We start from the raw sequence: 26100 nt of genomic DNA on the forward strand, positions 1-26100 counted from the left end.
AGGACCAGAATAAGAAAAGTGCTACATGAACGAGCAATTGCCGTGCCCGACATCGGCTAAATCCAGTCCATGCAAAAACATTTCTCGTTTCTTCGCTTCTCGCTATGTGAATGGTCGGAAAGTACGCTAGATTCCTTTTAAGGAAATAGCGCACGATCAGAAGGCACGATACGTGCGACGAATCAGATGACTTCCCCAGACTTTTGTGGAGATGTTGGCCGTGCAGCGTGCGGAGCGAGTTGCAGTTGATGTCCCAATGCCGTCGCGCAATTTTGCGGCGACTCGGCGTGTGTTACTTGTTGTGCTTGCTGTTTCGATTCTCTTCCCGCTTGCATGCCTCGCCGGCTACGGTTATTTCGATTACCAGCGGCGCATAGCCGATTCGAACGACATGATCGACCGGCTTGTACGTGTGACCGAGGAGCAGGCGGTCAAGGTGCTCGACCTGAATCAGCAGATGGCTTCGCGCATCGTCGAGCTGATCGGCGACGAAGACGATAAGCAGCTTCGTGCGCATGACGCGCAGTTGCACAAAGCCCTGCGCGAAATCGGCGGGGACTTTCCGCAAGTGGCGTCCATCAACCTGATCGGTGTGAACGGCGATCTGCTCGTGTCGAGCCGTGCGTATCCGGCAACCGGCATCTCTATCGGTCATCGCGAAGACTTCGTCTCCGCGCGAGCGATGCGCCCGCATCCGTACTTTTCGTTGCCGATGTTCGGCCCGCTATCGCAAACGGACGTGTTCAACACTACCATCGCCCGCACGGATACCGACGGCAACTTCCTCGGTGTCGTGTCGGTCGCGTTGCGCAACGAGTACTTCTCGCGCTTTTATCGCGAACTCACTAACGGCGATTCATCGCTCGCGTTGGCGCTTTATCGTCAGGACGGCAATCTGCTCGTGCGCTATCCGCCGTTGCCGGCAGGCGTGGCGGATAGTGCGTCCGACGCATTTGCCTCCGCGTTGCGCGACAAGCAGTTGTCCGGCCACGTACGCGTCAAATCGGCGGAAGACGGCGGTGAGCGGCTCGTCGCGTTTCGCCGGGTCGGCGACTATCCGTTGTATGTGTCCAGCGCCTATGCAACAGGCGCGATCGTCGACGCGTGGCGCCAGCACTTCATGGTGATCGCCGCGCTGACGGCGGTGCCGTGTATCGCAATCTGGATACTCGTGCTTTACTCGCTGCGTCAACTCGACGGCGAGCGCGTCGCGTGGGAGCGCTGGCAGGGCGAGGTTGCGATGCGGCTTTCTGCGGAAGCTTCGAGCCGGCAATTGCAGCGCATGGGCGCGCTAGGCAATCTGGTCGCGAACGTCGCGCACGATTTCAACAATCTGCTAATGGTCGTCTCCGCGAATATCGAGCTTGCCCGTCTCAAGCGGTTCAACAACCTCGAAAAGGAAATGACGGCGGTTCAGCGCGCCACCGCGACTGCGGAATCGCTCACGCGCCGGCTTTTGAGCGTCGCAAAGAAGCAGCCGCTGAAGCAGGAGCCGATCCACCTGAAAAAGTGGATTCCTGGCGCGGCGCCGCTCATCGAGGCGGCGCTCGGCGATCAGATCGAACTGGCGCTCAGCATTGTCGACGACGTATGGGACGTGCTCGCGGATCCGACCGACCTCGAACTTGCGATCATGAACCTGGCGGTGAATGCACGCGACGCGATGCCGCGCGGCGGACGCTTCGTGATTCGTTGCCAGAACAACCGGCTGGTCGGCAGCGATACCTTGCTACCCGATGGCGAGTACGTGCTGATCGCGTGTTCCGACGACGGCGAAGGCATGCCCGAATCAGTCGCGCGGCGCGCGTTCGAGGCGCTGTTCACGACCAAACTCAGCGGCTCGGGCGCCGGCCTCGGTTTGGCGCAGGTTCTGTCTATGTGCGAACAGGCGGGCGGCACCGCGAAGATCGACAGCGTGCCCGGCAGCGGCACGACGGTGCGCATGTATCTGCCGCGCTATCGCGAACGCCGCCAGGCGCGCGCCGTGAAAGAAGAAGTGGTGGAACAGGCAGCGCTGCAGCACGCGGGCATGGTGCTCCTCGTGGAAGACAACGAAGACGTCGCAGCGGGCGTCGCGGCCGTGCTGGAAACGTTCGGCTGCGCAGTGCGTCACGAGCCCACCGCCGATCAGGCGTTCGACGTCCTGACCGGTGGCGAGCGCTTTGAACTCGTGTTGTCGGACATTCAGATGCCAGGCAAGCTGAACGGCATCGACCTGGCTGAAAAAGTGCGCAGTGCATGGCCCACGCAGAAGATCGCTTTAATGACGGGCTACGCGGACGAACTCGAACGCGCGCGCCGTCTCGGCGTAGCCATATTGGCGAAGCCATTCAACATCGAGGAACTGCACGCGCTGGTGGCTTGCGAACCGTAATGCGTTGCAATCTTGAGGCACACCCCTTGCTGAACTCCTGACGAGGCATGCGCGCCTGGCTCGCCTACGCGCGCAATCCGCTTCCATTTCGCGTCCATTCCGACAGGAGAACAGTCATGAAGATCAAGAAGGCACTGCTTATTTCCACATTGCTCACGGCTTCCACGCTTGCCATGGCGCAAGGTGCGGGCGGATCCGGCGGGGCTGGCGGCGGCCCGGCCGGCAACGACCCGGCCACGACCGGTGGCGCGAATGCTTCCACGCGCGAAGGCGGTGACGCTACGTCATCGGGCGCTATGTCGCATTCGAAGTCGAAGAAGCACTCGTCGAAGTCGAAGGCCACGAAGCCCGCGACCGACACGACCAACATGCCGGGCGCGAACGCAAGCAGCGACACGAAAGGGCAATAAAACGCCGCGTTCCAAGTGAGCGCCTGTAGCGCGAATGCGCTACAGGCGTCTCACGAATCGAATGCTTTACCGGCGCGGCCTGACTGACTAATTTTTTTCTTGCGACGCGTCGTACTTGCCGAGTGCCGCCGCGCTGTTCAGGCGCGCCCGCTTCAGTAATGCCTGCTGCGCTTCCTCGACGTTGCTTGCCGCGCCTTTCCAGGCTTGTAACGGCGGCTCCTGCAACGCACGTCCATACGAGAAGCTCAGATTCCACGGCAGCGGCCCGAGGCGATTCATTGCGCCGAGGTTCGCGGTCGCTTCTTCAGGCGACTGCCCGCCAGACAGAAACACGATGCCCGGCACGGCCGCGGGCACGGTGCGTTTCAGAATCCGCACCGTGTAAGCGGCGATATCCGCAGTGGACGATTGCCGCGCGCTCTCCGAACCGGCGATCACCATGCTCGGTTTCAGCAGCATATGTTCGAGCACGACGCGATGCCGTTGCAGCGCGACGAACACCTCGTGTAAAACCGCCTCGGTCACTTCGGCGCTGCGCTCGATCGTGTGGTCGCCGTCCATCAACACTTCCGGTTCGACGATCGGCACGATGCCCGCTTCCTGCGCGATCGCGGCGTAACGCGCGAGCGAGTCCGCATTCGCTTCTATCGCGAGACGGCTGGGCAGATTGGCCGTGATGTTGTAGACCGCGCGCCACTTTGCAAAGCGCGCGCCTTGTTTTTTGTAATCGACGAAGCGGCGCGCGAGGCCGTCGAGGCCTTCGGTGATTTCATCGCCTGGAGCATGAGCAAGCGCAACCTTGCCGAGGTCCACCTTGATGCCCGGCACGATCCCGTTCTTCGCAGCGACCTCGGGGAACGGCGTGCCGTTGTCCGCTTTCTGGCCGAGCGTTTCTTCGTAGAGAATCACCCCGCTCACAAATTCGCCGAGGCCCGGCGTGGTGAGCAGCAGATTGCGATACGCACGGCGGTTTTCCTCGGTGGAGTCGAGTCCGATCGTCTTGAAGCGTTTGGCGATGGTGGGGCCGCTTTCGTCGGCGGCGAGCAGGCCCTTGCCGGGCTGAACCATTGCGTCGACGGTGGCTTGCAGTTCGCTACGGGTGTCCATGAGATGTGCTCCCTTTGTTCCGGTTGCGGAAGGAAAACTGCGGCCGCGGCGCATTGGCGGCCGCTGCATGACCTGCGTTATTCGCCTATCAGATGCAGCACGATGTCGCGATGCTGCGTGTGACGCCGATGCTCGAACAGATACAGCCCTTGCCACGTGCCGAGCACCATCTGCCCATGCTCGACCGGTATGCTCAATTGAACCTGTGTCAATGCGGTGCGCAAATGCGCAGGCATGTCGTCGGGGCCCTCGGCGTCGTGCTCGTAGCGTTGCTTGTCTTCGGGCGCGAGGTTCGCGAAGTAGCGCTCGAGATCCCGCTGCACCGACGGGTCGGCATTCTCCTGAATCAGCAGCGATGCCGACGTATGACGGCAAAACAGCGTCAGCAGTCCGGTGTCGATGTCCTGCACCGCGACGAAGCGGCGGGCTTCATCGGTGAATTCGACGAGTCCGCGAGTGGGCGCCTTGACGCTCAGATGGTGGATGGCCTGTCGCATGATGAAAGTGCTCGACTCCGGTTCAGAGCGACGCGAACGCGTCGGCGATCTGTTCGACACTCCCTGGGCGAACGACGCGCGCTACTTCAGTGCCGTCGCGCATGAAAATCAGCGTGGGCCATAGCTTGACCTTGAACGAGCGGCCTAAGGGGCGGCCGGGACCGTCCTCGATCTTCAGGTGCCTGACGCCGGCATGCGCTTCGAAAGCCTTTGCAATGGACGGCTGCGCACCTTGGCAGTAGCCACACCAGTCCGTGCCGAACTCGATGACGGTGGCGCCTGGCAGCGCGTCGATTTCGGCTCTTGATGGGGCTTTGGTGGAATAAGGCGTCCGGATTGCCATGCGTGCTCCGCTGCGGGTTCAAATATGCGCTCGGGGGTTGGAAAGGCGCGTCCGCTGCCGCGGACACGCGCCGCACTCTGGTTTGATAAGAGTACCAGCTATTGGTTCGGGAGTCGGCGGGGCGGGCATTGACACAACCGTACAAGCTGGGCGGGCGCCCGAAAAGCTGGCTATGTCATGCTTCGAACCGGGTGAGGGGCGCCTGCGGGAGTAGATATTGCTAGCGTCTGGCCTCGACTACCACGCATGGGCCCGGTGAGCGGGAGCCAACGCGTGGACGCGCAGGTTCAACCGTCATGGAGGCATGTCATGCCATCAGCATTGATCGTCAAGCGGTCCGTTGGACTCCCTGCAAAGTTACGCCGCGGCGTGAAGTGCGCGATGCTCGCATGCTCGCTCGCGGCCGCGCTGCCAGGCTACGGCGCGGATGTAACGTCTGCGCCTTCGGCCGCGTCGCAGGAGACACCGGCTGCGGCGTCCGCCGCGCGCGCCGCCAACGCACCCGACGACACTTTTCTGCTGACGATCTTTTTGCGCCACGACGAATCCAGGCCGCTGCCCAAGATCAACGAGCAATTGCGCGCACAGGGTTTCTTCAAGACTTTCCCGCCGCCCGGCATAGAAGTGGTGTCGTGGTACGTGATGATGGGCATCGGTCAGGTGGTCACCCTGCGTGTGCCCGCGAGCCGCTTGCGCGAGGTCAATCGCGCGATTGAGACGACTGCGTGGGGCGGCTACCGCACCGAGTTCTATCCGACCTACGACTACAAGGCGCTCGCGCAGCAGATGCGCGCGAACGACGGCAAGTAACTTGGGCGGGCGGCCCGGTAAGCTCGCTATCCGGCATAACGGTCGCCGCCACAAATTTGGGATACATCCCCGCGCCTTTACGCGCCCTCACGCGCGGCCGATAATGCCCCGTCATTCCCGCCACGAAGCCTGTCGCGCGCGCCGCGCCTTGCAGGCTTGCTTGCTCTGAGCCCACAGCCGCCCGTGTTGAAAACCTCACGTTTTTTTGGTCTGCTGCACATTCCCGGCTTCAAGCCGCTCGCCGCCGCCACGCTGATGCTGGGCGTGGCCATGTCGTTCACCGCTCCGTATCTGTCGCTATTCGGTGTCGAGCGCGCCGGTATGACGCCGTTCCGGCTCGGCGTGTTCATGACGCTGATTGCGGCAAGCGGCGTGCTGGCGAGTACCTTTGCCGGCCGCTGGAGCGACGCGAGCGGCCGGCATCGGCCTTTGCTGCTGGCGGCATTGGTGCTCGCCGCCCTCGGTTACCTGTGTTTATGCGTGGTGCGCGACTACCGGCTGTTGCTCGTCGTCGGCATTGTCTTCATAGGCGCCGGCGGTTCGGCCATTTCAATGGTGTTCTCGTTCAGCCGTGCCGCGCTGCCCGTGCCCGACGCGGCCGAGCGCGTGTTCGCAAGTGCGACGCTGCGCACGATTCTCTCGGCGGCGTGGGTGTTCGGGCCGTCGGTGGGCGCGCTGGTGCTGGCGGCAACGAGTTTTTACGGGCTCTTCCTGTTCGCCGCAGCCAGCTTCGCCGCGTGCGCCGCCATTGTCTGGCGCATGCGCGAGCCGCAGGGCCATCTCGGCGATCACACGGTGCAGGACACTGCCTCGGAGCCGTCTTCGTCGATCACGGTACCGCCGCTGACCGAGCCGGGCGAAGACGCGCACGAAGACTTGCCGGGCGTAGCATCGGCGAACGATATCGGCCGCGCGGTCGCGGCGCTGACGTTGCTCGGGCTCGCCGCAAACGCCACGATGATCGTGTTGCCGCTTTACATCGTGCATGGTCTGAGCGGCACGCATCTGGACGTGTCGGTGATGCTCGGCCTCGGCGCATTGACCGAAATTCCGATGATGCTCGCGCTCGGCGCGAAGTCTTCCCGCTTGCACAAGCCGAACTGGCTGGCGGCATGCGCGGCGGTTCACGCTCTGTATTTCGTCGCGATGTCGCTCGCTGGAAACGTGCATGTGCTGATACCGATGCAGATTCTCAACGCGTTCGTGGTGGCCGTGACTTCTTGCCTCGGCATGACGTACGTGCAGGATCTGATGCCGCATTCGCCGGGGCGTGCCACGGCGCTTTTCTTCAACGCGGCGCGGGTAGGCTCGATTCTGTCGGGCGTGTTGTCCGGTTTGCTGGTGCAGGCTTTCAGCTATCGAGGAACCTTCCTTTTCTGCGGCTTGCTGGCGTTGTGCGCGCTCGTGCTGTTTGCCGTACCCGGTTATCGCTATCCGCTGATGTGGCGAGCGGTGCGGCGTTTCGCTCGTACGCAATACGGCAAGCTTCAACAGGGGCGCTCGCTGCGCGGCGGCCGTGAGCGTTGATCTGCGGTGCCACGCATCGCACTCGCAGCCGAAGCTTGCAACGAGCTGAACGCGAGGAACTTTACGCCGCACAAAACCTCTGCAATGAGGCGTATCGTTCTTGCGATGGACGCGGTTGCTGTCGTCAACGCAACCGGATCAGTCAATGCGGAATCGCCGGAACTTGCAGCAATCGCATCATGATCATCTAACTGAACCAGGCAGCGTCACGAAGCACTTTCGGGAGCGGTGAAATGCAGCTAGGCATGATTGGATTGGGACGTATGGGCGCCGACATGGTGCGGCGGCTGACCAAGGGCGGTCAACAATGCATCGCCTTCGACGTGCAGCCCGCTGCCGTCGAGCGGCTCGGGCAGGAAGGCGTAATGGGCGCATCGTCGCTCGAAGATCTCGTGGCGAAACTCGAGAAGCCGCGTGCGGTGTGGCTGATGGTGCCCGCCGCCGTAGTCGACGGCACGCTCGACAAGCTCCTGCCGTTGCTGGAACCGGGCGACATCGTGATCGACGGCGGCAATTCTTATTACCACGACGACATCCGCCGGGGCGCCCAGCTGGCCGAGCGCAAACTGCACTATGTGGACGTCGGCACCAGTGGCGGCGTCGCCGGACGCGAGCGCGGCTACTGCCTGATGATCGGCGGCGAAGCGGAGGTCGTTCAACGGCTGGAGCCGATTTTCTCGACGCTTGCGCCAGGCGCAGCGGCCGCGCCTGCCACGCCGGGACGCACCGAGGGCAGCAGCACGGCCGAGCAGGGGTTTCTGCATTGCGGCCCGATAGGCGCGGGGCACTTCGTCAAGATGGTTCATAACGGCATTGAATACGGCTTGATGGCCGCCTATGCCGAGGGCCTCAATATTCTGCGTCATGCCGACGCCGGTAAGCACGCTCGCGACGCAGATGCCGAGACTTCGCCGCTACGGCGTCCGGAGCTTTATCAGTACGATCTGAACCTGGCCGATATCGCCGAAGTGTGGCGGCGCGGCAGCGTGATCGGCTCGTGGCTGCTCGACCTGATCGCCGGTTCGCTGGTTGGCGACGCCGATCTGAAGAACTACGCAGGACGCGTATCCGATTCGGGCGAAGGACGCTGGACGATGGCGGCGGCCGTCGACGAGGGCGTGCCTGCGCCGGTGTTGAGCGCGGCGCTCTTCGGGCGTTTCAGTTCGCGCGGCGAAGCGGACTTTGCAAACCGCGTGTTGTCGGCCATGCGCCACGACTTCGGCGGTCATGCCGAAAAACCGCCTGCGCCGTCGGGCAGCCAGCAGGGCTGATCGTCCCGATCCTCCGGCTCGCAGCACAGCCGATCTCATGGAGCCGCACATGCAAGCCACACAACCCACTGAAAGCGCGCCGCACGACATCGTGTTCCTGTTCGACTGCGACAACACGTTGCTCGACAACGACCACGTGCTATCGGATTTGCGCGCCCACATGATGCGCGAGTTCGGCACTGAGAACAGTAGCCGCTATTGGGAGATTTTCGAGCAATTGCGCGGCGAGCTCGGCTACGCGGACTATCTTGGCGCGTTGCAGCGTTACCGCACCGAGCATCCAAGAGACACACGGCTCTTGCTGATGTCGTCGTTTCTGATCGACTATCCGTTCGCCAACCGGCTCTATCCAGGCGCGCTGGACGCGTTGCAGCACGTGGCGAAACGCGGGCCCACGGTGATTCTGTCGGATGGCGACGTTGTGTTCCAGCCGCGCAAGGTCGCACGTTCCGGCTTGTGGGAAGAGGTGGAGGGCCGCGTGCTGATCTACATCCACAAAGAGCTCATGCTCGATCAGGTGATGGAATGCTACCCGGCGCGCCACTACGTAATGGTCGACGACAAGTTGCGCATTCTCACGGCAATGAAGAAAGTCTGGGGCAACAGGCTGACCACGGTGTTCCCGCGCCAGGGGCATTACGCTTTTGACCCCAAGGAGATATCGAGCAATCCGCCCGCGGATGTGACTATCGAGCGGATCGGCGATCTCGCGCAACTCGATGTGGAATCGCTGCTGGCCGGGAAGACCTAAGCGTTGCGAATGCGCTGTCCGTTATCTGGACAGCGATCGCGCGCGGCGCACCGCGCATGCCGTAATGCGTCGCCGATCGAGCATCGCGTGCATCACGAGTCTTGCGCTTTCAACCTCGCTTGCGCATCCGCGGCGCCCATTCTGCCGGCCGCATCGAGTGCGCTCGTTCCGCTGGCGTCGCGTGCATTGGGGTTTGCTCCGTGCGCGATCAGCATGTCCATGATCGCCGTGCGGTTGAACATCGCGGCCACCATCAGTGCAGTGCGTCCGTCGGGCGATGCGCCTTCGACGTCGGCGCCGTGCGCGAGCAAGGTTTCGACCACAGCGTCGAAGCCCTTGAAGGCCGCGCCTGCAAGAGGCGTCTGCCCGTTATTGTTGCGCAGGTCGGGATCTGCGCCGCGTTCGAGCAGCGTGCGCACGGCATCGACATGTCCGTGATAGCTCGCGAGCATCAACAGACTGTCGCCTTTGTCATTGCGCAGATTCGGCGGCACGCCTTTTTCGATCACCGCTGCGAGCATCGCGGCGTCGCCGGCACGGGCAAGATCGAACACCTGCTGCGCGACTTCGAGCAACTGCGGGTCGATGGGTTGCGGGGAAGGAGGGGACGGGTCGGCTGGGTTAGTCAATGAAATCTCCTTGCAATAAAGCCGCGCGCCTCGGCGCATGAACATCGGCAGCATACACAGATTGTGCAGGCGCCGCGCGTTGCTAAACGGCGCCGAAAAGTTTCACCAGCAAGCCGAACACGCCAACCAGAACGGCCACGCCCGCGCACAGCAGCACAAGCGTCACAAGAAGAACGAGCGGCGCTTTAAAACGGTTGGGTGTCGGCATGATCAATGTGTATGGTTAAGAACGAATAAGCGAACAGACGACACTGCAATGTGACGGGAACAACGAGATGTGGTCGTCGCGGTCCACAGCTTAAGCGTTTCGCGCAATACCTGCAGCAAGGCTGGCGTAAGACTTGCAGCGCGATGCGCGGCGACGGCGAGTCTTGACCAGCATCAAGCTTTCGCAAAGAGTCCCGAACGATGATGCGTGCATGCGGTCACACCGCTGGCGACCGGCGCGCAACGGCAAACTATCTTCCAGTAGCGCTCTACGCACCACGCGGCTGTCATGTCAAACGCATGACGCTCATCCGCGAAGCTTCGCAACCTCCGTCAACCTGCCTGACAGTCCTTACGAGGAGTGACGCCATGGCTGAGACAACCTCCCGTCCCACCCCGCCGCAAACGCTAGACCCCGATACGCTGCGCAACATGGACCGCTACTGGCGGGCGTGCAACTATCTGTCCGCCGGCATGATCTATTTGCGCGACAACCCGTTGCTGCGCGAGCCGCTCAAGCCCGAGCACATCAAGAATCGTTTGCTCGGACACTGGGGCTCAGACCCTGGGCAGAGCTTTCTGCTCGTGCATCTGAACCGGTTGATCAAGAAGCTCGACCTGAATGTGATCTTCATTTCGGGTCCGGGCCATGGCGCGCCTGCGACGCTCGCCAACTGTTATCTGGAAGGACACTATTCGGAGATTTATCCGGACCGCAGTGAAGACGAAGCCGGAATGCGGCGCTTTTTTCGTCAGTTTTCGTTTCCCGGCGGCATCGGCTCGCATTGCACGCCCGAAACGCCCGGGTCCATCCATGAAGGCGGCGAACTGGGCTACAGCCTGTCGCACGGTTACGGCGCCGCATTCGATAACCCGGACCTGATCGTCGCGGTAATGGTCGGCGACGGCGAGGCCGAAACCGGTCCGCTCGCCACGTCGTGGCATTCGAACAAGTTCCTCAATCCGATTCGCGACGGCGCTGTGCTGCCGGTTCTGCATCTGAATGGCTACAAGATTGCGAACCCGACCGTGCTCGCGCGGATTCCACGCGAAGAACTCGAAGCGCTGCTTACCGGATACGGACACAAGCCGTATTTCGTCGAAGGCGACGATCCCGAGGTCATGCATCAGCAGATGGCGGCCACGCTCGAACAGTGCGTCGGCGAAATCCGCGCGATCCAGCAACATGCACGCGATAACAACGACCCGACGCGGCCGCGCTGGCCGATGATCGTGCTGCGCTCGCCGAAAGGTTGGACCGGTCCCAAGGAAGTCGACGGCCACAAGGTGGAAGGCTCATGGCGCGCGCATCAGGTGCCGATTGCCGATCCCGTGACGAACAGCAAGAGCGTCAAACTGGTAGAAGCCTGGCTGCGCAGTTATCAGCCTGAAGCGCTGTTCGACGCTTCCGGCCGCCTCGTCGAAGAATTGCGCGAACTCGCGCCGAAGGGCGCGCGCCGCATCAGCGCCAATCCGCATGCGAACGGCGGCGCGCTATGCAAGACGCTCGACATGCCCGCGTTTCGCGACTATGCGGTCGACGTGAAAAAGCCCGCGTCCGCATACACGTCGCCGACTCAGGTGCTTGGCGAGTTTCTGCGCGATGTCATGCGCAACAACATGACGAACTTCCGCGTGTTCGGGCCGGATGAAACCGCAAGCAACAAGCTGACTGCCATCTACGAAGCATCGGGCAAGACGTGGCTCGCGGCGGGCGACCCCGGCGACGCGGACGGCGGCGCACTGTCGGCGGACGGCCGCGTGATGGAGATGCTCAGCGAACACACGCTGGAAGGCTGGTTCGAAGGTTACGTGCTGACAGGGCGGCATGGACTCTTCGCCACTTATGAAGCCTTCGTGCACGTGATCGATTCGATGTTCAACCAGCACGCGAAGTGGCTGGAAAAAGCGAAGCGCGAGTTGGCTTGGCGTCAGCCGGTGCCGTCGATCAACCTGCTGATCACGTCGCTCGTATGGCGCCAGGATCACAACGGTTTTACGCATCAGGACCCCGGTTTTCTCGACGTGGTGACGAACAAGAGCCCGGACGTGGTGCGAATCTACCTGCCGCCCGACGCGAACTGCCTGCTCAGTGTGGCCGATCACTGCCTGCGTTCGCGCGACTACGTGAACGTGATCGTCGCCGACAAGCAGCCGCACCTGCAGTATCTCGACATGGATGCAGCCGTTACGCATTGCACGAAGGGCATCGGCATCTGGGACTGGGCGTCGACCGATCAGGGTGCCGAGCCGGATGTGGTGATCGGCTGCGCGGGCGACATCGCAACGATGGAAGCGCTCGCCGCCGTCGAGATCCTCAAGGAGCGTTTCCCGGATCTGAAAATCCGTTTCGTCAACGTGGTCGATCTGTTCCGGCTGATGCCCGAGCATGCGCATCCGCATGGGCTGACGAACCGCGACTTCGATTCGCTGTTCACGACGAGCAAGCCGGTGATCTTCAATTTCCATTCGTATGCGTCGCTGGTTCACAAGCTGACCTACAACCGGACGAACCACGAGAACCTGCATGTGCACGGTTATCACGAGAAGGGCAACATCAACACGCCGCTCGAACTCGCGATCATCAATCAGGTGGACCGTTTTTCGCTGGCTATCGACGTGATCGACCGCGTGCCGAAGCTGCGCGGTGTCGGCGACCATGCGAAGGACTGGCTGCGCGGCCAGATTATCGAGCATCTGAATTACGCGCATGCCGAGGGCATCGACAAGGAAGAAATCCGCAACTGGACGTGGAAAAGCTGAGCGAGGCCCGTTATGACCACTCAGGACGGCGCTTCGCCGCATACCATTCTCGTGCTGAACAGCGGATCGTCGTCGCTGAAGTTCGGGTTGTTCGAGCATTCCGGCCACGACGAATCGCTGCTGCTCGAAGGCAGCGCACAAGGCATCGGCCGCCGCGACGGCCGCTTGCGGATCGCGGCTCCCGACGGGCGCGTGCTCGTCCAGGAGGAGCATGTGCTGGAGTCGCAAACCGACGCATTGCAAAAGCTTTCCACCGTGCTCGCCCAGCAACATCATGAGCAACCGACGGCGGTGGGCCACCGTGTGGTGCACGGCGGCCCGCACTTACGCTCGCATCAGCGGCTGACGCCCGAGGTCCGCCGCCGCTTGCAGGATGCAGTGCATTTCGCTCCTCTGCATATTCCGCCCGCGCTCGATCTGATCGACGAAGCGCAGAAGATTTTCGGCGGCGCGCAGCACTTCGCCTGCTTCGACACCGCTTTTCATGCGACGCTGCCTCCGCGTGCCGCGCAACTCGCGTTACCGCGGCGCTATTTGGACGCCGGCGTGATTCGCTACGGATTTCACGGGCTGTCGTATGAATCGCTCGTCGCCCAGCTTGGCGCCGCGTTGCCGGCGCGGGTGGTGTGCGCGCATCTCGGGAACGGTTCGAGCGTGTGCGCATTGCGCGACGGCCGCTCGGTCGATACGTCGATGGGCATGACGCCCACCGGCGGCGTGCCAATGGGAACGCGTTGCGGCGACCTCGACCCGGGCGTGCTGTTATATCTGATGCGAGTCGAGAAACTGGACGCAAACGGGCTGGAAACGCTGCTGAACCGGCACAGCGGCCTGGCCGGTTACGCCGATGGCGAGAGCGACATGCAGGCGCTCGAACAACGCGCGGCGGCGGGCGACCCGCATGCGTCACTGGCGCTCGACGCGTTCGCGACCGCGGTGCGCAAAACCATTGGCGGATATGCGGCTTTGCTGGGCGGCATCGATCTGCTGGTGTTCACCGGCGGCATCGGCGAACACAGCGTGCAGATGCGCAAACGGATCTGCGAAGGGCTGTCGTTTCTCGGCCTTCATGAAGGCGACGTCTCGGGCAAGGTGAGGGTGCTTCATACCGAAGAAGAGAAGCAGATCGCGAGGCATTGCCGCGCGTTGCTGCGTGCCGATCGAGGTTGAGCCGGTTGGATCTTGGTCTGCTCACGGGTGCTTCACGACCAGTCGATCGCATACACCCGCGACGCCGAACAGGCGCGTCACGTCTTCGAGCGCCGCGATTCGCTGGGCGTCGTGTTCGAGTTCGCCGTTGAGCACGATGCGCCCGTTGCTGACTTCCACCGTGATCGTACGTTCAGGAACCGCGGCGTCCCACGCGAGCCGCCGCGTCGCCTCTGCGCCAATCTGCTCGTCGCTCAGACGCGCGCCGTCCGCGCCGTCGGGGACGGCGCTGTCCGGATTGGGAAAGCCCGAATGAGCCATGGTTTTCAAGGTCAAGACGCGGATTGCACAACACTAGCAGATGCCGCGTCTTCGTGGCGGCACGCTACTCAATCGCGCGCGCCACCGCCTGTGCCGTTGCGGCCGACAGCGTCCAGCCCAGATGGCCGTGCCCCGTGTTGTAGAACACGCCGCGCCGTTTTCCGCGCCCGACCTTGGGCAGCATGCTCGGCAGCATCGGCCGCAAGCCAGCCCACGGAATGACGCGCGCGGTCGATACCTCGGGGAAATGCCGCCGCGTCCAGTCTACTAGCGGAGCAATCCGGGCGGAGCGGATATCGCGATTGAAGCCGTTGATCTCCGCCGTGCCCGCGACGCGAAAACGGTCGGCGCCGAGCCGGCTCGTCACGATCTTCGCGCTGTCGTCGAGCAGGCTAACCCACGGTGCACGCTGCCTGCTCGTTGCATCGTCGAGACACACGGTGATCGAATAGCCTTTGACCGGATACACGTTCACGTGATCGCCGAGCATCGCCGCAAAATCACGGCTTTTTACGCCGGCGCACACGACGATCCGCTCGAACCCGAAGCGCTGCGTCTCGCCTTCGAGGTGGGCAGTGAGCGAGAAGCGACCTTCGGCGGGTTGCTCGATCGACATGATTTCCGCATCGTAATGAAACTGCACGCCGTGGCGAACGCATGCATCGGCGAGACCGCGCGTGAATTTGTGGATGTCGCCAGTCGAATCGGACGGCGTGAAAAAGCCGCCGTAAAAATCGCCGTGCAGCGTGGGCTCGATGCGCTGCACTTCGCTCGCCGTCACCGCGCTGCGCTCGAGTCCGCCTTCGCGCAGCAGGTCATTCACCTTGGCCGCCGCGTCGAACTCCTTGCGCGTCTTGTAGACGTGCAGAATGCCGCGCCGTTCGAGATCGAAGTCGATGCCTTCCTGTTCGGCGATCGAAAACAGATGCTCGCGCGCGGCGATGGCAAGCCGCACCGTTTCGACGGTATTAGCGCGGTAGTGGGGAATCTGCCGCAGGAATTCGCCCATCCACGAATACTTGTGCCACGTGGGCACGGGATTGAGCAGCAGCGGGGCGTCGCGCGTGAACATCCAGCGCAGGCCTTTCAGAACAGTGGCCATGCTGTTCCACACTTCTGCATTGCTGGCGGACAGCTGGCCTCCGTTGGCGAACGAGGTTTCCATCGCTGCATAGCGGTGACGTTCGAACACGGTGACGTGGTGGCCGCATTGGGCGAGGGCGTGTGCGGTCGTGACGCCGGTAATGCCGGCGCCGATAATGGCGATTCGTGACATGACATGGTCCAGAGTAGTTGAGCATCACCGGGTCCGATTTCGTACGAAACCGGTGCCGATGCCCCATCTGTCCATGTACCTGAGAGTTTCTTCCCGCGCTGCGCGAAAGCGCTGTATGTGCGCGGGAATCCCCTTCGGTGGGCGCGCGCGGCGCCGCTCTCCAGATGTTCCTGCTGCGCGGTCCTTTTGCCTGAGAGTTTCCGGGGCGGTTGCTCCGTCGGCGTCGCCCTGGCTTCGGACGATCTCTCCCGCGCTGCTTTGCAGAACGCCACGACGATACCGGGCAAAATTTCTTCCGGCAAGTGTTTTCTGGCGCGTTACGTATGCTGCGTGATGCGCAACATCGACGTGTCGTAGCCAAGCGCACGCACTCGCTCGATCAACATGTCTTTCACACTGGCGACCGGTTTCGCTTCACGCGTCAGAATCCACAGATAGCGTCCGCTCGGTTCGCCGACGATCGACCAGCTGTAGTCGTCGGCGTGGTCCAGCACCCAGTAATTGCCGACGAAGAATGGGCCGAAGAACGACACCTTCAACTTCGCGTTGTTCGATCCGGCTATCACCTTGGCGCGCCCCTTCGAGGCGTCGAGCGGGCCTTCAACGCCACCCTTGCGGCAACTGTTGGTCACGTCGATCAGGCCGTCTTCACGCGCGGCGTAGTCGGCGGTCACCGCCTCGCAGCCTTTTTCGAAGCGGTTTTCGTAGCGCGCCAGTTCGTACCAGCGGCCCAGATAGCGCCCGAGGTCGACCGGCTTGGCGGGCTCGGGCACGCTCGCATTGCCGCTCTTGCCGCCTGGGTTTAGCGCACAGGCGCCGAGCAGGCACACGGCGCCCACCGCGAGCGAGATGGCGCTCACGCGCAGGACCGACTGTGAACGCATTGGCATTAAACACTCCGTGTCGAGAAAGACGATGAGAAAGCAGACCTCGTGCCCAGCGCCGGTTCACGCGTCGCAGTCCGTCGCGGCGATTCATACGTCGTCAAGGCGCGGGCCGTTTATCATAGTGCCCACCAGGAGAAAAGTGCCGCCTCGCAGAGCGATGGTAAGGCGTGTTATCCACGACCACACCGGCACATGCCGCTACATCAAATGAACTCGACTCCCGACGCTCCGTCCCGTCCCGCCATCCGCGCATTGACCCTGCTCGAGGGGCGCGTGCTTGGCGTGCTCGTCGAAAAGCAGCACACGGTGCCCGACAGTTATCCGCTCTCGCTCAATGCGCTGACATTGGGCTGCAATCAGAAGACCGGCCGCTCGCCTGTCATGAACGCGACCGAGGCAGAAGTACTAACGGCGCTCGACGGTCTGAAACGGCTAAGCCCCGTGATGGAAGGCAGTAGCAGCCGTGTGCCGCGCTTCGAGCACAACATGAATCGCGTGCTCGGTCTGCCGAGCCAGTCCGCGGCGTTGCTGACCACATTGTTGCTTCGCGGCCCGCAGACGGCGGCGGAGTTGCGCCTGAACAGCGCGCGCTTGCATGGCTTTGCCGATATCTCGTCGGTCGAGGCGTTTCTCGACGAGCTCGCCGCGAACGATCCGCCGCGTGTCGTCAAACTGCCTCGCACGCCGGGCGAGCGCGAAAACAGATGGATGCATCTGCTATGCGGCGAAGTGAACCTGAGCGAGTTCGCGCAGCCGGGCGGCGGCGAGGAAGATACCGTGCCGCTGTCCGCGTTCGAAGCGGTGAAGGCCGAGCAGAAACGGCTTGCCGATCAGGTCAACCGTCTTCAGGGAGTGGTACGGCGCATGGCAGCCGAGCTAGGCATCGACGCGAACGATCTGGATGCCTGACGCCGGCCGCTCAGCTTTCGGTGCCGCGCCGCGGATCTGCGGATAACGCTCGCTGAGTACGGTAGAAGTTGCGCGGCGGCACATTGGGCGAGTCTTGTGCAAGCCGGTCGAGTTCGTCGCGAATCGCGGTCAGATAGTGGCCGTCGCGCGCGTCGGCGTCGCCCGCAAAAACCGATTCGAGCCGCCGCCGCACCGCGCCATAACGCGCCCCTGCGGCGCGATGTTTTTCTGCGCGCTCCGCATAACGCATATACGTCTGCAACGCCGACGACACCGCGACGATCACGCTCACGAGGCCGACCAGAATCCTGATCTCCAGCGAGACCGCGTTCGTGTTCAGCGATGCAAACACCGCCGTGCCCACGAACGCGGCCAGCACGGTAACGAGCCAGCCCAGCTTACGATCACGTGCGGACAACAGATCGGCCATGTCGTAGTGGCTCATTTGCGATTCGCGCGCTCGCCGGATCCATTTCAGCAACAGTTGCTGTTCATCGACTGGCGGCTCATAGGCTGGCAGATTCTTCATGGGGCTCGTCAGGGCAGTTGCGTGCCGCGCGCCGCGCGCATGCACTGACGCTACTGTGCCACATGAAAGCGCGGCCTGGCGCGCTGCCGGTCATGCGGCCACGGCTGCCGGCCGGGCAACGGCGAAGCGCTCGTTGTGCGCGTTGCCATTCAGGTAGAAGTCGCCGATGGCGGCCTCGCGAATGATCGCCGGGTTGTGCGACGCGAGCACTCGCGCATTGCGCCAGTAGCGGTCGAAGCGCCGCGTTTCACTGGTCGCCGATGCGCCGCCCACTTCGAACAGCAGCGTGGCGGCCTGCAAGGTCTGCTCGATCGCGATCTGCTGCGCCTGAAAGGTCTGAATGTCGAGGCGAATGTAGGTGTCTTCGGTGGTGCGTCCTTCCTGTCGCGCAACCAATACTTCGTCGATGGCGCGCGCGAGCGACGCACTAACGCTTTGCGTCGAATAGGCGAGACTCGCAAGCCGGCCGACGACGCGATGCACGAGTGGATTGTCGCGCGGACTCGATTCGCCTGGGATACCGAAGGTTCTCGTCTTAGCCTGCGTAAAGGCCACTGCATCGCGCAGCGCGGCACGGCTGATGCCAGCCAGATTCGCGACGTGCAGGGCCTGGTAGTACGAGGTGAGCACACTGTTGCGGCGCGGCGCCGACGCGTCGTAGCGCCGGTACACGTTTTCTCGCGCGACAGGTACATGATTGAAGCGCGCGGTGCCGCTGCCCGTCAGACGCTGGCCAAAACCGTCCCAGTCGTCGATACGCTCGAGGCCCGGCGTGTCGGCGGCGACCAGCACGCGCACGTCGCTTTGTCCGTCGTACGCGGTTACGTCCACCCAATCCGCGTATAGCGTGCCCGTGGTGTAGTACTTCTCTCCGTCCAGATGCCACGCGCCGGCGGATTGCGTCAGCCGTACGCTGTTGTTCGTGCCGGCCGTGCGCTCGGCCACTGCGCCGCCGATTATCTGCCCTTGCGCGACGCGGGTGAGCCAGCGGTCGCGTAGCGCGTCGTCGCCATATTCCAGCAGCGATTCGATGAAGCCGCCGTGCACGCGCAAAATCTGCGGCAGGTTCGAGTCGGCTTCGCCAAGGCGTGTGACGAGCGCGAGGAATTCGCTCAACGACACGCCTTCGCCGCCATATTGTTTGGGCACGCGCAGCTTCGTATAGCCGGCTTCACGCAGCCATTGCACGGGTTCGTAGGCTAGCTCGCGATGGCGTTCGCGATGCACCGCGCCTTGCGCGATGCGTGCGAAGACCGGCGCGAAACGGCGGGTCAGCGCGTTGTCGTCGAAAAGCTGGGCGGCGTCGGCAATGCCGGCCGCAGAGGCCGGCTCGGCATGCGATGTGGGCGCGGACATGGATTCTCCGTAGTGAGGCGCGCAATGCGCAATCCGTCAACGGTACGGCATGACATGCGCTGCGAGCAACGAAGCATTTGGCCGATTCTTAGCAGCGGGAGAGAAATGGCTCGGTCGCATTCCTGCTGCATGGCCCGTATGGTCCGTACTTGTCCTGATGGTCCGCGTAGTCCCCACGCTCGCGGCGCACTCACGACCCGCGCAGCGTGCGGCCCCGCACACACGCTGCGAGGCGTGCGGTGCATGCTCGCAATACCAGCGCGATACCCGCCATAACCGCCATACCTGCTTGAGCCCGGGCGGCCGCTTGCGCCCGCTCCGTACAGCGCTCAGCAGAACGGGTGCAAAAGCGCCAACCGTATCGGGCACTCTGTGAGACCGCATGAACGAGACCACGCATCGCACGCGGCGCTACGACATCATCACCGACGAAGCGCAATTCCGCGCGCTGCAGCCAGAATGGGACGCGCTGTGGACGCGTGCGCAAGGCTACTACTATCAATCGTTCAGTTACTGCTGGCTCGCATGGCAGCATGTGTCGAAGCCGCACGGACGCATGCTCAAATGCATCGTCTGCCGCGAAGACGGGCAGCTTGTCATGATCTGGCCGCTCGAAACAGTCAAGCGTGCGTTATGGACGTACCTCGTGCCGCTCGGACCCGAGGGCGGCGACTACACGAGCGTGCTGGTTGCGGATGACGCATCGGCCCCGGCGTTGATCGAAGGCGCATGGAACATGGCGCGCCGACGCTGTGGCGCGGACTTCATTCACATGCCGTATGTTCGCGAGACGCTCGATCTTCACAAGCTCGTGTCGCGCGAACGCCGGGTGCTGTTCTCCGACCCTCACCAGGCGTCCGCTGCGCGATTGCGCGGGCAGGGCACGTGGGACGAGTATTGCCGGTCGCTTGGCACGCTATTCGGCAAACGGCCGGGCGGCTTCGTCAGGCGTCTGTCGAAAGAAGGCACCGTGGCCGTGCGCGTCGTCGATCCGGCCGACGAGGGCGAGACCGCATCAATCATCGAATGGATGTTCAACTGCAAGCGCAGCTGGAGCGACCGCGTCGGCAAACGCAGCGTGTGGCTCGACTCGCCGGAATTCGAGCGCTTTCTAGGCAAGCTGATTTATTCGCCCGACGTGCCTTCGATGGCGCGCCTGATCGTCGTCACGCTGAACGAGTCACCGGTGGCGGGCATTATCGTGAGTCTCGGCAATCCTTGGGCAAGCGCGATTTTTGCCGGCTACGATCCCTACTATGGCAAATGCTGTCCCGGTCTGATCGCGGTCGAAGAATGCGTGAAGTGGGCGTTCAACAACGGCTTCGATCTTGACTTCGGCGTCGGCGCGGAGCGCTTCAAGGCCTATTGGGCGCGCGGCGAAGCGTCGACGGCATGGACCACGCAGATCGTCAACTCGCACTGGGGATGGCTGGCGATTCGGGCGCGCCGGTTCGCCCGCGCACTCGCGGCCCGCGCGAGCGGGCCGGCTCAAACCGCTACGACCGGTCCCGATTCCGCGCTCGCGTCGCGCCGGTGATCACGGCGATACCGAAGAGAATCACGGCCACGATCGCGATCACGTGCTGCGCGACATGTAGCGCCGTCAATCCCCATGCGACGCCGCCAATGAAAATGATCCATCCGGCGAGGTAGATAAGCAGAGTCATCGTTTCTCCTTGTAATTTTCGGCCGATGGCGCCGGTCGTCTGCGTTGCAGAATTTACCGTGCGCGCCGATGAGCCGCTGGCATCGCCCTGAAACGGCGGGCGCGTGTGCAGAAAGGCTACCGCCGCCATATGCGATCAGCGGGACTAACTCCAAGCACATTGCGCGCCTGCCCTCGGCGCAGTGCTCCCGCAGTGCTCCACTACGACCGGAATGCGGTTTGCTTCGCCACGGTGTCAGCAGCACAAAAACGCGATGCAGTGAACCATGGTGACGACCAAGCGAACAACCCGACGCACGCCGGCAGCCGAGGACGAAACATCGGCGCAGCCCGAAGTCGATCCCGACCAGCAGCCGGCGACGCTCGACGAATGCCGCCGCTGTCCGCTTTGGGCCAACGCCACGCAAGGCGTGCCCGGCGCCGGCCCGCGCCGCGCGCCGATCATGATGGTCGGCGAACAGCCCGGCGATAAGGAAGATCTGCAAGGCTTGCCCTTCGTCGGACCCGCCGGAGCATTACTCGACGACGCGCTCGTTGAAGCCGGCGTCGGCAGGAAAGAAGTCTATGTCACCAACGCGGTCAAGCATTTCAAGTGGACGCCTCGCGGCAAGCGCCGCATGCACAAAACGCCGGCGCAACGCGAAGTGGATGCATGCCATTACTGGCTCGATCGGGAACTGGAGAGCGTGGGCGCTCACGTGATTGTCGCGTTGGGCGCGACCGCGTTGAGGGCCGTGCTCGAAGATCCCAAATCGCGCTTGCAGGATGCGATCGGCAAAGTGATCGAACATGGCGGCCGTTTGGTGATCGCAACGTATCACCCGTCGTTTGCACTGCGTGCGCCCGATCCCGAGACGCGACACCGCGCCTATGCGGCGATTGTCGCCGCGCTACAGGACGCGAGGAAACTCTCGCAACGGCACAGGTAAACGCGCGCCGGCAGGGTCTGGCCGCGCCATGTCGCCTTGGCGCCGCCGCCCGTCACGCGGCCTTCATGCAGTCGCCCTGGTGCGCGTGCAGGTCCAAACGCTCCATCAACCGTTGTGCGTCGAAAGGCGCATTCGTCTTCGCGTCGTTGTCGAAATAGCAGTACACGTCGCGCGTTGCCGCGCGTGGCGGCTGCAGATCCGGTGCGGCGAGGCGGGCATCGGCGGGCTGAGTGCCGCGGCTCCACGACTCGATTCTCCGCGCCCACCGTTCAAGCGATGCATCCGAGTATTCGCCCGAATATTTGGTTTCGGTGCCATGCAGCCGGATATAGACGAAACCCGCGCTCAGGTCTTCGAACTGCGGCCATGCTTCGGTCGAATCCGACACGACGAGCGCGACCTTATGGCGGCGAAGCAGCTTGATGAACGCAGGGTCGACGAAGCTCTCATGACGCACTTCCACCGCATGACGCAGTTTGCGCTTGCGGTCGATTTCCAGGTACGGCGTCTTGACACGCTGATCGTGCTGCTGCGCGAGCGACAGCGCCGCTTCCGTGTCGCGAGGCAGCAGCGTCAGGAAACGTTCCATGTGCTGCGGATCGAAACGCAACGAGGGCGGAAATTGCCACAGTATCGGGCCGAGCTTGTCTTTCAGCGCGAGCAGTCCTTGCGCGAAAAAATTCGCGCACGCGACGGTTGCCGTTTCGTCGCGAAACCGCAAAAGATGAGTCAGATAGCGCGCGCCTTTCACGCTAAAAACAAAACCCGGCGGTGTTTCGTCGTACCAGTGCTGCCAACTGTCGAGCGATTGCAGGCTGTAGTGCGTGCCATTGATCTCGATCGTCTGCATCAGTCCCGACGCGTGCCGCAATTCGGTGGCCTGTTTCAGCCCTTCGGGATAGAAGGTGCCGCGCCATCCTTTATAGCGCCAGCCGGAAATGCCTATGAGAACCTCGCCTGTGGTGCTTTTCACGTCAATACTCGAAGGGTCTTGGGTCTGGACTTGAGTCTGCCGAATACGGGCGAGCAACGGTCGTGCCATCGCGCGGCACATGCGTTGCTGCATAGACATACTGAGCAGCACATTTGGCGATACCGTGTAGCTCGAACAAGGCTGGCACACACACTCGGAGGCACGCATGGATGGCACCGGTTCCCGCAGCACGGACATCGAGACGCAAAGCGACGGCACCCTGCGCGTGACGCATCGCGGCGTGCAGATCGTCGTCAGTGCGAAGCAGAACGATCGCGGCGCGTGGGTCGCGCAAATCGGCGCGTCCGTCGACGGAAAGCCGTTTGCGTTACCCGATGTCGAACCGGTCACACCAGAATGGACGACACAAGCCGAGGCACTGCGCGACGGGGTCGAGCGCGGCTGCTACCTCGTCGATCGAAGCAGCGCCGGTCGCGGCCTTGAAGACTCCGCGCACGGATCGGGAGAAAGCTGATGAACCGCCTTGCCAATCTCGTATGCCGCGCGACGGTGTCGGGCACCGCGGCGGGCAGCGCCGCCGCCATCACGGCAGCCGCACGCGCCACCAACGACGGCAGCACGCCGTACGCGCCGCTGAACGCGGTCACTCATTGCTTGTGGCCGCGCCGCGCGTTCACTGAAACCGGCTTGAGTGCGAGGTTCACGCTTACGGGTCTGACGATTCATCAGGCGTCGGCTATCTTCTGGGGCGTGCTGTTCGAAGGACTGCTCGATCGTTGGCAATGCCACGTCAATCGCAAACCTCGCGTCGTGGAAGTCGCCGCTACTGCTGCGACCACGGCGGCCATTGCCTATGCCGTCGACTACCACGCGGTGCCGAGCCGATTCACGCCCGGATTCGAAGCGCATCTGTCAAAACGCTCGATGTTTTACGTGTACGCCGCGCTCGCTGCGGGCTTTGCCGCCGCCGCGCTGTGCCGCGGAAGTCGCGACGAATGAGTTGATATTCGCTGCACCGCGCGACGGGGCGAAAGTTCACGCGGCTTGCGCCTTGCGGGCATCCGTCGCGCGTTCGACGAGAATCACGAAAGGCTCGCCCTCGTGTATTTCAAAGCGCCGGATTTGCGCGACCTGCTCGGCGGAAAGTACTTTGCCTTTTGTCATCAGCAGCGTGCCGCGCGACGTGCGCAAATCGTCGGCGAGTTTCATCCCTTCTTTCAGATTCGAGGCATCCACGCGGTCGGGCACGCCTTCGGGCGTCAATTCGGCATGCTGCATCAGCAACTCGATGTACTTCTCCGCAATCGCGGGGTCGTAGCGAATACCCGTCTGCGCGCGCACTGTGGAAATGATCTGCGCGTCGCTCATCTTTTGCGGTGCAATTACGCCGATGCGCAAGTCTTCGGCGTCGCGCGCCAAAGCAAGCACGCGCGCGCCCAACGGAATCAATCCGCCGACGAGGCCATCGGGCGTACCGCGTCCATCGTAACGCTCGTACTGGTGGCGGATCATGGTTTCCACCGCGCTCAATTGCGAAACGGGCGTGAGCGCCATCTGGCCATGCAGCGGATGAAGCTGGTACAGCTTCGCTTCCTGCGGTTGCAGCTTCGCGATCGGCGTTTTCAGCAAAGCGTCGGGCAGAAATAGCTTGCCGATGCCGTGCAGCAATCCCGCCATGAGCAGTTCGTTGCACGCGTAGTCGCTCAGGCCGAGCGCGGCGCCGATCTGCCTTGCTGTCTCTCCGATCCGTGCTGAATGGCCGGGCAGGCCGCAGCGCATTTCGACCATGTTCGCGCAGACCTTCACCATCGTCAGGAAGTTGCTTTTCAGGTCGTGCTCGGCACCTTCGAGAAACATCACGGTCTGGCGGATCTCTTCAGTGCGCGCGTGAACCTCGCGTTCGAGTTCCATGTTGAACGACGACAGCTTGTCGTTCTGCTCCTGCAACAGCAACGTTAACCGCTCGGCCTTGCGTTGCAAAGCGAGTTGTTCCAGCGCGCGCTGAACCGTCAACAGCAGATCCTGATCGTCCCAGGGCTTGTGCAGATAGTGATAGACATGACCTTCGTTGACGGCGCGCACGACCGCCTCGACCTCTGAATAGCCGGTAAGCAGGATGCGGATCGTATCTGGCGCAACGGCTCGCGAGCGCGACAGGAATTCGGCGCCGTCCATGTTCGGCATGCGCATGTCGGAGATGATCACGTCGACATGCGCGGATTCGAGCAGGGTAAGCGCTTCCGCGCCGCTGCTGGCGCTGAGCACCTCGTATTTGAGTGGCCGCAGCAAGCGTTTGAGTGACGAAATCACGCCGGGCTCGTCGTCCACCAGCAACAGCGTGGGCACGGGCGAGGTATCGGCCTTGAGAGCTTGAATGCAAGGGTCGGCGGGGATCGTCGAATTGCCGGTTGCCTGTAGGTCAGACATGGTCATCCTCATCGATTATTTTCGCGTCGCAGCGCGCGTTGCATCATTAGCCCGAACTACAGCGCTTCGAGAAAGTGGTCGAGCGCTTCCATCATTCCGCGAATGGCCGCATCCGGCAGCAGCAGCACCATGCGCGCGCCGAAGCCGCCTTCCTCCATCGTGAAGTGAATCTCCAGCAACAGCGCCATCTGCCACCGCCCACCGGGCACCAGGCCACCTTGCTTGTTCCCGGAAGGCGGCAACAACGTGGGTTGCGAGAAGCAGATATGCCACCCCAACTGCTCGAAAACGCTTCGCACACATGCGCCGACCAGCAGGTTCGTGATGTCGCACAACACTTCAACCTGCGTGTCCGGGTCGCCGGCGTCATGTCCCATCAGTTGTCGCAGTTCGCGCTGACCGTCTTTGCCGACGAGCACGATCGCTTCGCCGGATATGTCGGACTGGAACGCCTGGCGCACGGGCGGCAATTCGCCGTCGCCCTGTGGGCTCAGCAAGACCCGCAACTGCTCGACGCCGACGAGCCGGATATCAGGCACCGCAAGCGTAACGAACGCGCCGAGCAGTTGGGCCAGCGCAGCGGCGGCCTTGCCCATGCCGACGTTGCAGATTTCCTGCAACGCGTCGCGCTGGTCTTCGTTTAGAGTCTGTTCATTCATGGAGACCGTACTCCGCGAGAATCGGCCGGATCGCCTCGGGCGATACCGGCTTGGCAACAAAGCCGATCGCGCCGAGCGCCTTTGCGCGCTCGACAGCGCCGGACTGCACGTCCGCCGACACGACGATCACGAAAGTGTCGAGTCCTTCGTGCTGGATCGCTTCGAGCACCTGGAAGCCGTTCATTACCGGCATGGTCAGATCGAGAAACATCACCGCGGCCTTGCCCGCGCGATAAAGGTCGAGTGCGGCCGCTCCATCGGATGCCTGAGTAATTTCGATGTCCCAGCCCTCGGGCAGCGAGCGGATCAAAAGCTTGCGGGCGAGCGTCGAATCGTCGACTACGAGGACGGGCAATGGCATGGAATCAC

At 62.8% G+C, this 26100-nt stretch carries 27 protein-coding genes and 1 riboswitch; of the genes, 13 read left to right on the forward strand and 14 right to left on the reverse strand.

The window, feature by feature from the left end; all coding sequences use genetic code 11:
- Positions 1-220 precede the first annotated feature (220 nt).
- Complete coding sequence (locus ACTJLB_RS30660) at positions 221-2374, forward strand: hybrid sensor histidine kinase/response regulator (protein ID WP_408473337.1); 2154 nt, start codon at positions 221-223, stop codon at positions 2372-2374.
- A 116-nt stretch (positions 2375-2490) separates the two neighbouring features.
- Positions 2491-2784, forward strand: coding sequence for a hypothetical protein (locus ACTJLB_RS30665; protein ID WP_020067838.1), 294 nt, complete (start codon positions 2491-2493; stop codon positions 2782-2784).
- A gap of 87 nt (positions 2785-2871) precedes the next feature.
- Here ACTJLB_RS30665 and ACTJLB_RS30670 read toward each other — a convergent pair whose 3' ends face one another.
- The 3 genes from ACTJLB_RS30670 to ACTJLB_RS30680 form a co-directional block, all read right to left on the reverse strand.
- Positions 2872-3891 (reverse strand): class I fructose-bisphosphate aldolase, encoded by a 1020-nt coding sequence (locus ACTJLB_RS30670; RefSeq protein ID WP_440785480.1) that lies wholly within the window; start codon positions 3889-3891, stop codon positions 2872-2874.
- Between the two features lie 77 nt (positions 3892-3968).
- Positions 3969-4388, reverse strand: a complete 420-nt coding sequence (locus ACTJLB_RS30675; protein WP_440785481.1) for a secondary thiamine-phosphate synthase enzyme YjbQ — start codon at positions 4386-4388, stop codon at positions 3969-3971.
- A gap of 22 nt (positions 4389-4410) precedes the next feature.
- Positions 4411-4731 carry a thioredoxin family protein gene (locus ACTJLB_RS30680; RefSeq protein WP_020067835.1) on the reverse strand — a complete coding sequence of 107 codons (321 nt, stop codon included), beginning with the start codon at positions 4729-4731 and terminating at the stop codon, positions 4411-4413.
- A 309-nt stretch (positions 4732-5040) separates the two neighbouring features.
- On the opposite strand from ACTJLB_RS30680, the gene ACTJLB_RS30685 reads away from it, so the two are divergent.
- The 4 genes from ACTJLB_RS30685 to ACTJLB_RS30700 all read left to right on the forward strand — a co-directional run bounded on the left by ACTJLB_RS30685 (position 5041) and on the right by ACTJLB_RS30700 (position 9090).
- Entirely contained in the window at positions 5041-5541 is a 501-nt protein-coding gene (locus tag ACTJLB_RS30685) for a hypothetical protein (RefSeq protein ID WP_310350520.1), read from the forward strand.
- A 183-nt stretch (positions 5542-5724) separates the two neighbouring features.
- On the forward strand, positions 5725-7068 hold the full coding sequence (locus tag ACTJLB_RS30690; RefSeq protein ID WP_440785482.1) for a sugar efflux transporter: 1344 nt from the start codon (positions 5725-5727) through the stop codon (positions 7066-7068).
- 233 nt (positions 7069-7301) lie between these two features.
- Complete coding sequence (gnd, locus tag ACTJLB_RS30695) at positions 7302-8339, forward strand: phosphogluconate dehydrogenase (NAD(+)-dependent, decarboxylating) (RefSeq protein WP_087754809.1); 1038 nt, start codon at positions 7302-7304, stop codon at positions 8337-8339.
- Between the two features lie 49 nt (positions 8340-8388).
- On the forward strand, positions 8389-9090 hold the full coding sequence (locus ACTJLB_RS30700; protein WP_440785483.1) for an HAD family hydrolase: 702 nt from the start codon (positions 8389-8391) through the stop codon (positions 9088-9090).
- A 92-nt stretch (positions 9091-9182) separates the two neighbouring features.
- Here the strand turns inward: ACTJLB_RS30700 and ACTJLB_RS30705 are convergent, their stop codons facing one another.
- A complete protein-coding gene (locus tag ACTJLB_RS30705; protein WP_027804599.1) occupies positions 9183-9719 on the reverse strand; it encodes an ankyrin repeat domain-containing protein in 537 nt (178 codons plus the stop codon).
- Positions 9720-10295: 576 nt separating this feature from the next.
- Between ACTJLB_RS30705 and ACTJLB_RS30710 the strand changes: the two genes are divergently transcribed.
- Together ACTJLB_RS30710 and ACTJLB_RS30715 are read left to right on the forward strand one after the other, a co-directional pair.
- Positions 10296-12689, forward strand: a complete 2394-nt coding sequence (locus ACTJLB_RS30710) for a phosphoketolase family protein (protein WP_440785484.1) — start codon at positions 10296-10298, stop codon at positions 12687-12689.
- Between the two features lie 12 nt (positions 12690-12701).
- Positions 12702-13859, forward strand: a complete 1158-nt coding sequence (locus ACTJLB_RS30715; RefSeq protein ID WP_440785485.1) for an acetate/propionate family kinase — start codon at positions 12702-12704, stop codon at positions 13857-13859.
- A 21-nt stretch (positions 13860-13880) separates the two neighbouring features.
- On the opposite strand, the gene ACTJLB_RS30720 is transcribed toward ACTJLB_RS30715, so the two are convergent.
- The 3 genes from ACTJLB_RS30720 to ACTJLB_RS30730 all read right to left on the reverse strand — a co-directional run bounded on the left by ACTJLB_RS30720 (position 13881) and on the right by ACTJLB_RS30730 (position 16325).
- Positions 13881-14159 (reverse strand): BON domain-containing protein, encoded by a 279-nt coding sequence (locus ACTJLB_RS30720; RefSeq protein ID WP_408165971.1) that lies wholly within the window; start codon positions 14157-14159, stop codon positions 13881-13883.
- Positions 14160-14223: 64 nt separating this feature from the next.
- Positions 14224-15435: a D-amino acid dehydrogenase gene (locus tag ACTJLB_RS30725; protein ID WP_204521479.1), complete on the reverse strand. Its 1212-nt coding sequence runs from the start codon at positions 15433-15435 to the stop codon at positions 14224-14226.
- 168 nt (positions 15436-15603) lie between these two features.
- Positions 15604-15696, reverse strand: a riboswitch (glycine riboswitch).
- A gap of 56 nt (positions 15697-15752) precedes the next feature.
- A complete protein-coding gene (locus ACTJLB_RS30730) occupies positions 15753-16325 on the reverse strand; it encodes a lipocalin family protein (protein WP_310066837.1) in 573 nt (190 codons plus the stop codon).
- Positions 16326-16529: 204 nt separating this feature from the next.
- Between ACTJLB_RS30730 and ACTJLB_RS30735 the strand changes: the two genes are divergently transcribed.
- Positions 16530-17231, forward strand: a complete 702-nt coding sequence (locus tag ACTJLB_RS30735; protein WP_440785486.1) for a YceH family protein — start codon at positions 16530-16532, stop codon at positions 17229-17231.
- Positions 17232-17241: 10 nt separating this feature from the next.
- On the opposite strand, the gene ACTJLB_RS30740 is transcribed toward ACTJLB_RS30735, so the two are convergent.
- Both ACTJLB_RS30740 and ACTJLB_RS30745 read right to left on the reverse strand, forming a co-directional pair.
- Positions 17242-17760: an SLATT domain-containing protein gene (locus ACTJLB_RS30740; RefSeq protein ID WP_440785487.1), complete on the reverse strand. Its 519-nt coding sequence runs from the start codon at positions 17758-17760 to the stop codon at positions 17242-17244.
- 90 nt (positions 17761-17850) lie between these two features.
- Complete coding sequence (locus tag ACTJLB_RS30745) at positions 17851-19116, reverse strand: acyl-CoA dehydrogenase family protein (RefSeq protein WP_440785488.1); 1266 nt, start codon at positions 19114-19116, stop codon at positions 17851-17853.
- Positions 19117-19498: 382 nt separating this feature from the next.
- On the opposite strand from ACTJLB_RS30745, the gene ACTJLB_RS30750 reads away from it, so the two are divergent.
- Positions 19499-20653, forward strand: coding sequence for a GNAT family N-acetyltransferase (locus tag ACTJLB_RS30750; protein WP_440785489.1), 1155 nt, complete (start codon positions 19499-19501; stop codon positions 20651-20653).
- Here the strand turns inward: ACTJLB_RS30750 and ACTJLB_RS30755 are convergent.
- A complete protein-coding gene (locus tag ACTJLB_RS30755) occupies positions 20613-20783 on the reverse strand; it encodes a hypothetical protein (protein WP_193610918.1) in 171 nt (56 codons plus the stop codon). The two genes, ACTJLB_RS30750 and ACTJLB_RS30755, sit on opposite strands and share 41 nt — an antisense overlap.
- A gap of 265 nt (positions 20784-21048) precedes the next feature.
- Here ACTJLB_RS30755 and ACTJLB_RS30760 point away from each other — a divergent pair, with 265 nt between their 5' ends.
- Positions 21049-21711 carry a UdgX family uracil-DNA binding protein gene (locus tag ACTJLB_RS30760; RefSeq protein WP_088173673.1) on the forward strand — a complete coding sequence of 221 codons (663 nt, stop codon included), beginning with the start codon at positions 21049-21051 and terminating at the stop codon, positions 21709-21711.
- 52 nt (positions 21712-21763) lie between these two features.
- Here ACTJLB_RS30760 and ACTJLB_RS30765 read toward each other — a convergent pair whose 3' ends face one another.
- Entirely contained in the window at positions 21764-22684 is a 921-nt protein-coding gene (locus tag ACTJLB_RS30765; protein ID WP_440785490.1) for a DUF72 domain-containing protein, read from the reverse strand.
- A gap of 166 nt (positions 22685-22850) precedes the next feature.
- Between ACTJLB_RS30765 and ACTJLB_RS30770 the strand changes: the two genes are divergently transcribed.
- Together ACTJLB_RS30770 and ACTJLB_RS30775 are read left to right on the forward strand one after the other, a co-directional pair.
- Positions 22851-23159: a DUF6566 family protein gene (locus tag ACTJLB_RS30770; protein ID WP_088173672.1), complete on the forward strand. Its 309-nt coding sequence runs from the start codon at positions 22851-22853 to the stop codon at positions 23157-23159.
- Positions 23159-23644, forward strand: a complete 486-nt coding sequence (locus ACTJLB_RS30775) for a hypothetical protein (RefSeq protein WP_440785491.1) — start codon at positions 23159-23161, stop codon at positions 23642-23644. Before ACTJLB_RS30770 ends, ACTJLB_RS30775 begins: the two co-directional genes overlap by 1 nt.
- 36 nt (positions 23645-23680) lie before the next feature.
- Here ACTJLB_RS30775 and ACTJLB_RS30780 read toward each other — a convergent pair whose 3' ends face one another.
- The 3 genes from ACTJLB_RS30780 to ACTJLB_RS30790 are packed head-to-tail and all read right to left on the reverse strand — an operon-like array spanning position 23681 to position 26092.
- The gene (locus ACTJLB_RS30780) at positions 23681-25072 is read right to left on the reverse strand and encodes an HD domain-containing phosphohydrolase (RefSeq protein ID WP_440785492.1); all 1392 of its coding nucleotides are present in this window, start codon (positions 25070-25072) and stop codon (positions 23681-23683) included.
- Between the two features lie 56 nt (positions 25073-25128).
- On the reverse strand, positions 25129-25731 hold the full coding sequence (locus tag ACTJLB_RS30785) for a chemotaxis protein CheC (RefSeq protein ID WP_440785493.1): 603 nt from the start codon (positions 25729-25731) through the stop codon (positions 25129-25131).
- A complete protein-coding gene (locus ACTJLB_RS30790) occupies positions 25724-26092 on the reverse strand; it encodes a response regulator (protein WP_020067811.1) in 369 nt (122 codons plus the stop codon). Before ACTJLB_RS30790 ends, ACTJLB_RS30785 begins: the two co-directional genes overlap by 8 nt.
- Between the last annotated feature and the right edge of the window lie 8 nt (positions 26093-26100).

This window comes from Paraburkholderia sp. 22098 (assembly GCF_052045935.1).
GTDB classification, from domain to species: domain Bacteria; phylum Pseudomonadota; class Gammaproteobacteria; order Burkholderiales; family Burkholderiaceae; genus Paraburkholderia; species Paraburkholderia caledonica.

Excerpts from the sequence above, each read along its gene's own strand:
- ACTJLB_RS30735 (WP_440785486.1), top strand. The coding sequence starts at position 16,530 with ATGAACTCGACTCCCGACGCTCCGTCCCGTCCCGCCATCCGCGCATTG.
- ACTJLB_RS30675 (WP_440785481.1), bottom strand. The coding sequence starts at position 4,388 with ATGCGACAGGCCATCCACCATCTGAGCGTCAAGGCGCCCACTCGCGGA.
- ACTJLB_RS30700 (WP_440785483.1), top strand. The coding sequence starts at position 8,389 with ATGCAAGCCACACAACCCACTGAAAGCGCGCCGCACGACATCGTGTTC.
- ACTJLB_RS30725 (WP_204521479.1), bottom strand. The coding sequence starts at position 15,435 with ATGTCACGAATCGCCATTATCGGCGCCGGCATTACCGGCGTCACGACC.
- ACTJLB_RS30750 (WP_440785489.1), top strand. The coding sequence starts at position 19,499 with ATGAACGAGACCACGCATCGCACGCGGCGCTACGACATCATCACCGAC.
- ACTJLB_RS30720 (WP_408165971.1), bottom strand. The coding sequence starts at position 14,159 with ATGGCTCATTCGGGCTTTCCCAATCCGGACAGCGCCGTCCCCGACGGC.
- ACTJLB_RS30715 (WP_440785485.1), top strand. The coding sequence starts at position 12,702 with ATGACCACTCAGGACGGCGCTTCGCCGCATACCATTCTCGTGCTGAAC.
- ACTJLB_RS30680 (WP_020067835.1), bottom strand. The coding sequence starts at position 4,731 with ATGGCAATCCGGACGCCTTATTCCACCAAAGCCCCATCAAGAGCCGAA.
- ACTJLB_RS30770 (WP_088173672.1), top strand. The coding sequence starts at position 22,851 with ATGGATGGCACCGGTTCCCGCAGCACGGACATCGAGACGCAAAGCGAC.
- ACTJLB_RS30665 (WP_020067838.1), top strand. The coding sequence starts at position 2,491 with ATGAAGATCAAGAAGGCACTGCTTATTTCCACATTGCTCACGGCTTCC.
- ACTJLB_RS30755 (WP_193610918.1), bottom strand. The coding sequence starts at position 20,783 with ATGACTCTGCTTATCTACCTCGCCGGATGGATCATTTTCATTGGCGGC.
- ACTJLB_RS30785 (WP_440785493.1), bottom strand. The coding sequence starts at position 25,731 with ATGAATGAACAGACTCTAAACGAAGACCAGCGCGACGCGTTGCAGGAA.
- ACTJLB_RS30780 (WP_440785492.1), bottom strand. The coding sequence starts at position 25,072 with ATGTCTGACCTACAGGCAACCGGCAATTCGACGATCCCCGCCGACCCT.
- ACTJLB_RS30685 (WP_310350520.1), top strand. The coding sequence starts at position 5,041 with ATGCCATCAGCATTGATCGTCAAGCGGTCCGTTGGACTCCCTGCAAAG.
- ACTJLB_RS30730 (WP_310066837.1), bottom strand. The coding sequence starts at position 16,325 with ATGCCAATGCGTTCACAGTCGGTCCTGCGCGTGAGCGCCATCTCGCTC.
- gnd (WP_087754809.1), top strand. The coding sequence starts at position 7,302 with ATGCAGCTAGGCATGATTGGATTGGGACGTATGGGCGCCGACATGGTG.
- ACTJLB_RS30670 (WP_440785480.1), bottom strand. The coding sequence starts at position 3,891 with ATGGACACCCGTAGCGAACTGCAAGCCACCGTCGACGCAATGGTTCAG.
- ACTJLB_RS30775 (WP_440785491.1), top strand. The coding sequence starts at position 23,159 with ATGAACCGCCTTGCCAATCTCGTATGCCGCGCGACGGTGTCGGGCACC.
- ACTJLB_RS30740 (WP_440785487.1), bottom strand. The coding sequence starts at position 17,760 with ATGAAGAATCTGCCAGCCTATGAGCCGCCAGTCGATGAACAGCAACTG.
- ACTJLB_RS30760 (WP_088173673.1), top strand. The coding sequence starts at position 21,049 with ATGGTGACGACCAAGCGAACAACCCGACGCACGCCGGCAGCCGAGGAC.
- ACTJLB_RS30745 (WP_440785488.1), bottom strand. The coding sequence starts at position 19,116 with ATGTCCGCGCCCACATCGCATGCCGAGCCGGCCTCTGCGGCCGGCATT.
- ACTJLB_RS30710 (WP_440785484.1), top strand. The coding sequence starts at position 10,296 with ATGGCTGAGACAACCTCCCGTCCCACCCCGCCGCAAACGCTAGACCCC.
- ACTJLB_RS30790 (WP_020067811.1), bottom strand. The coding sequence starts at position 26,092 with ATGCCATTGCCCGTCCTCGTAGTCGACGATTCGACGCTCGCCCGCAAG.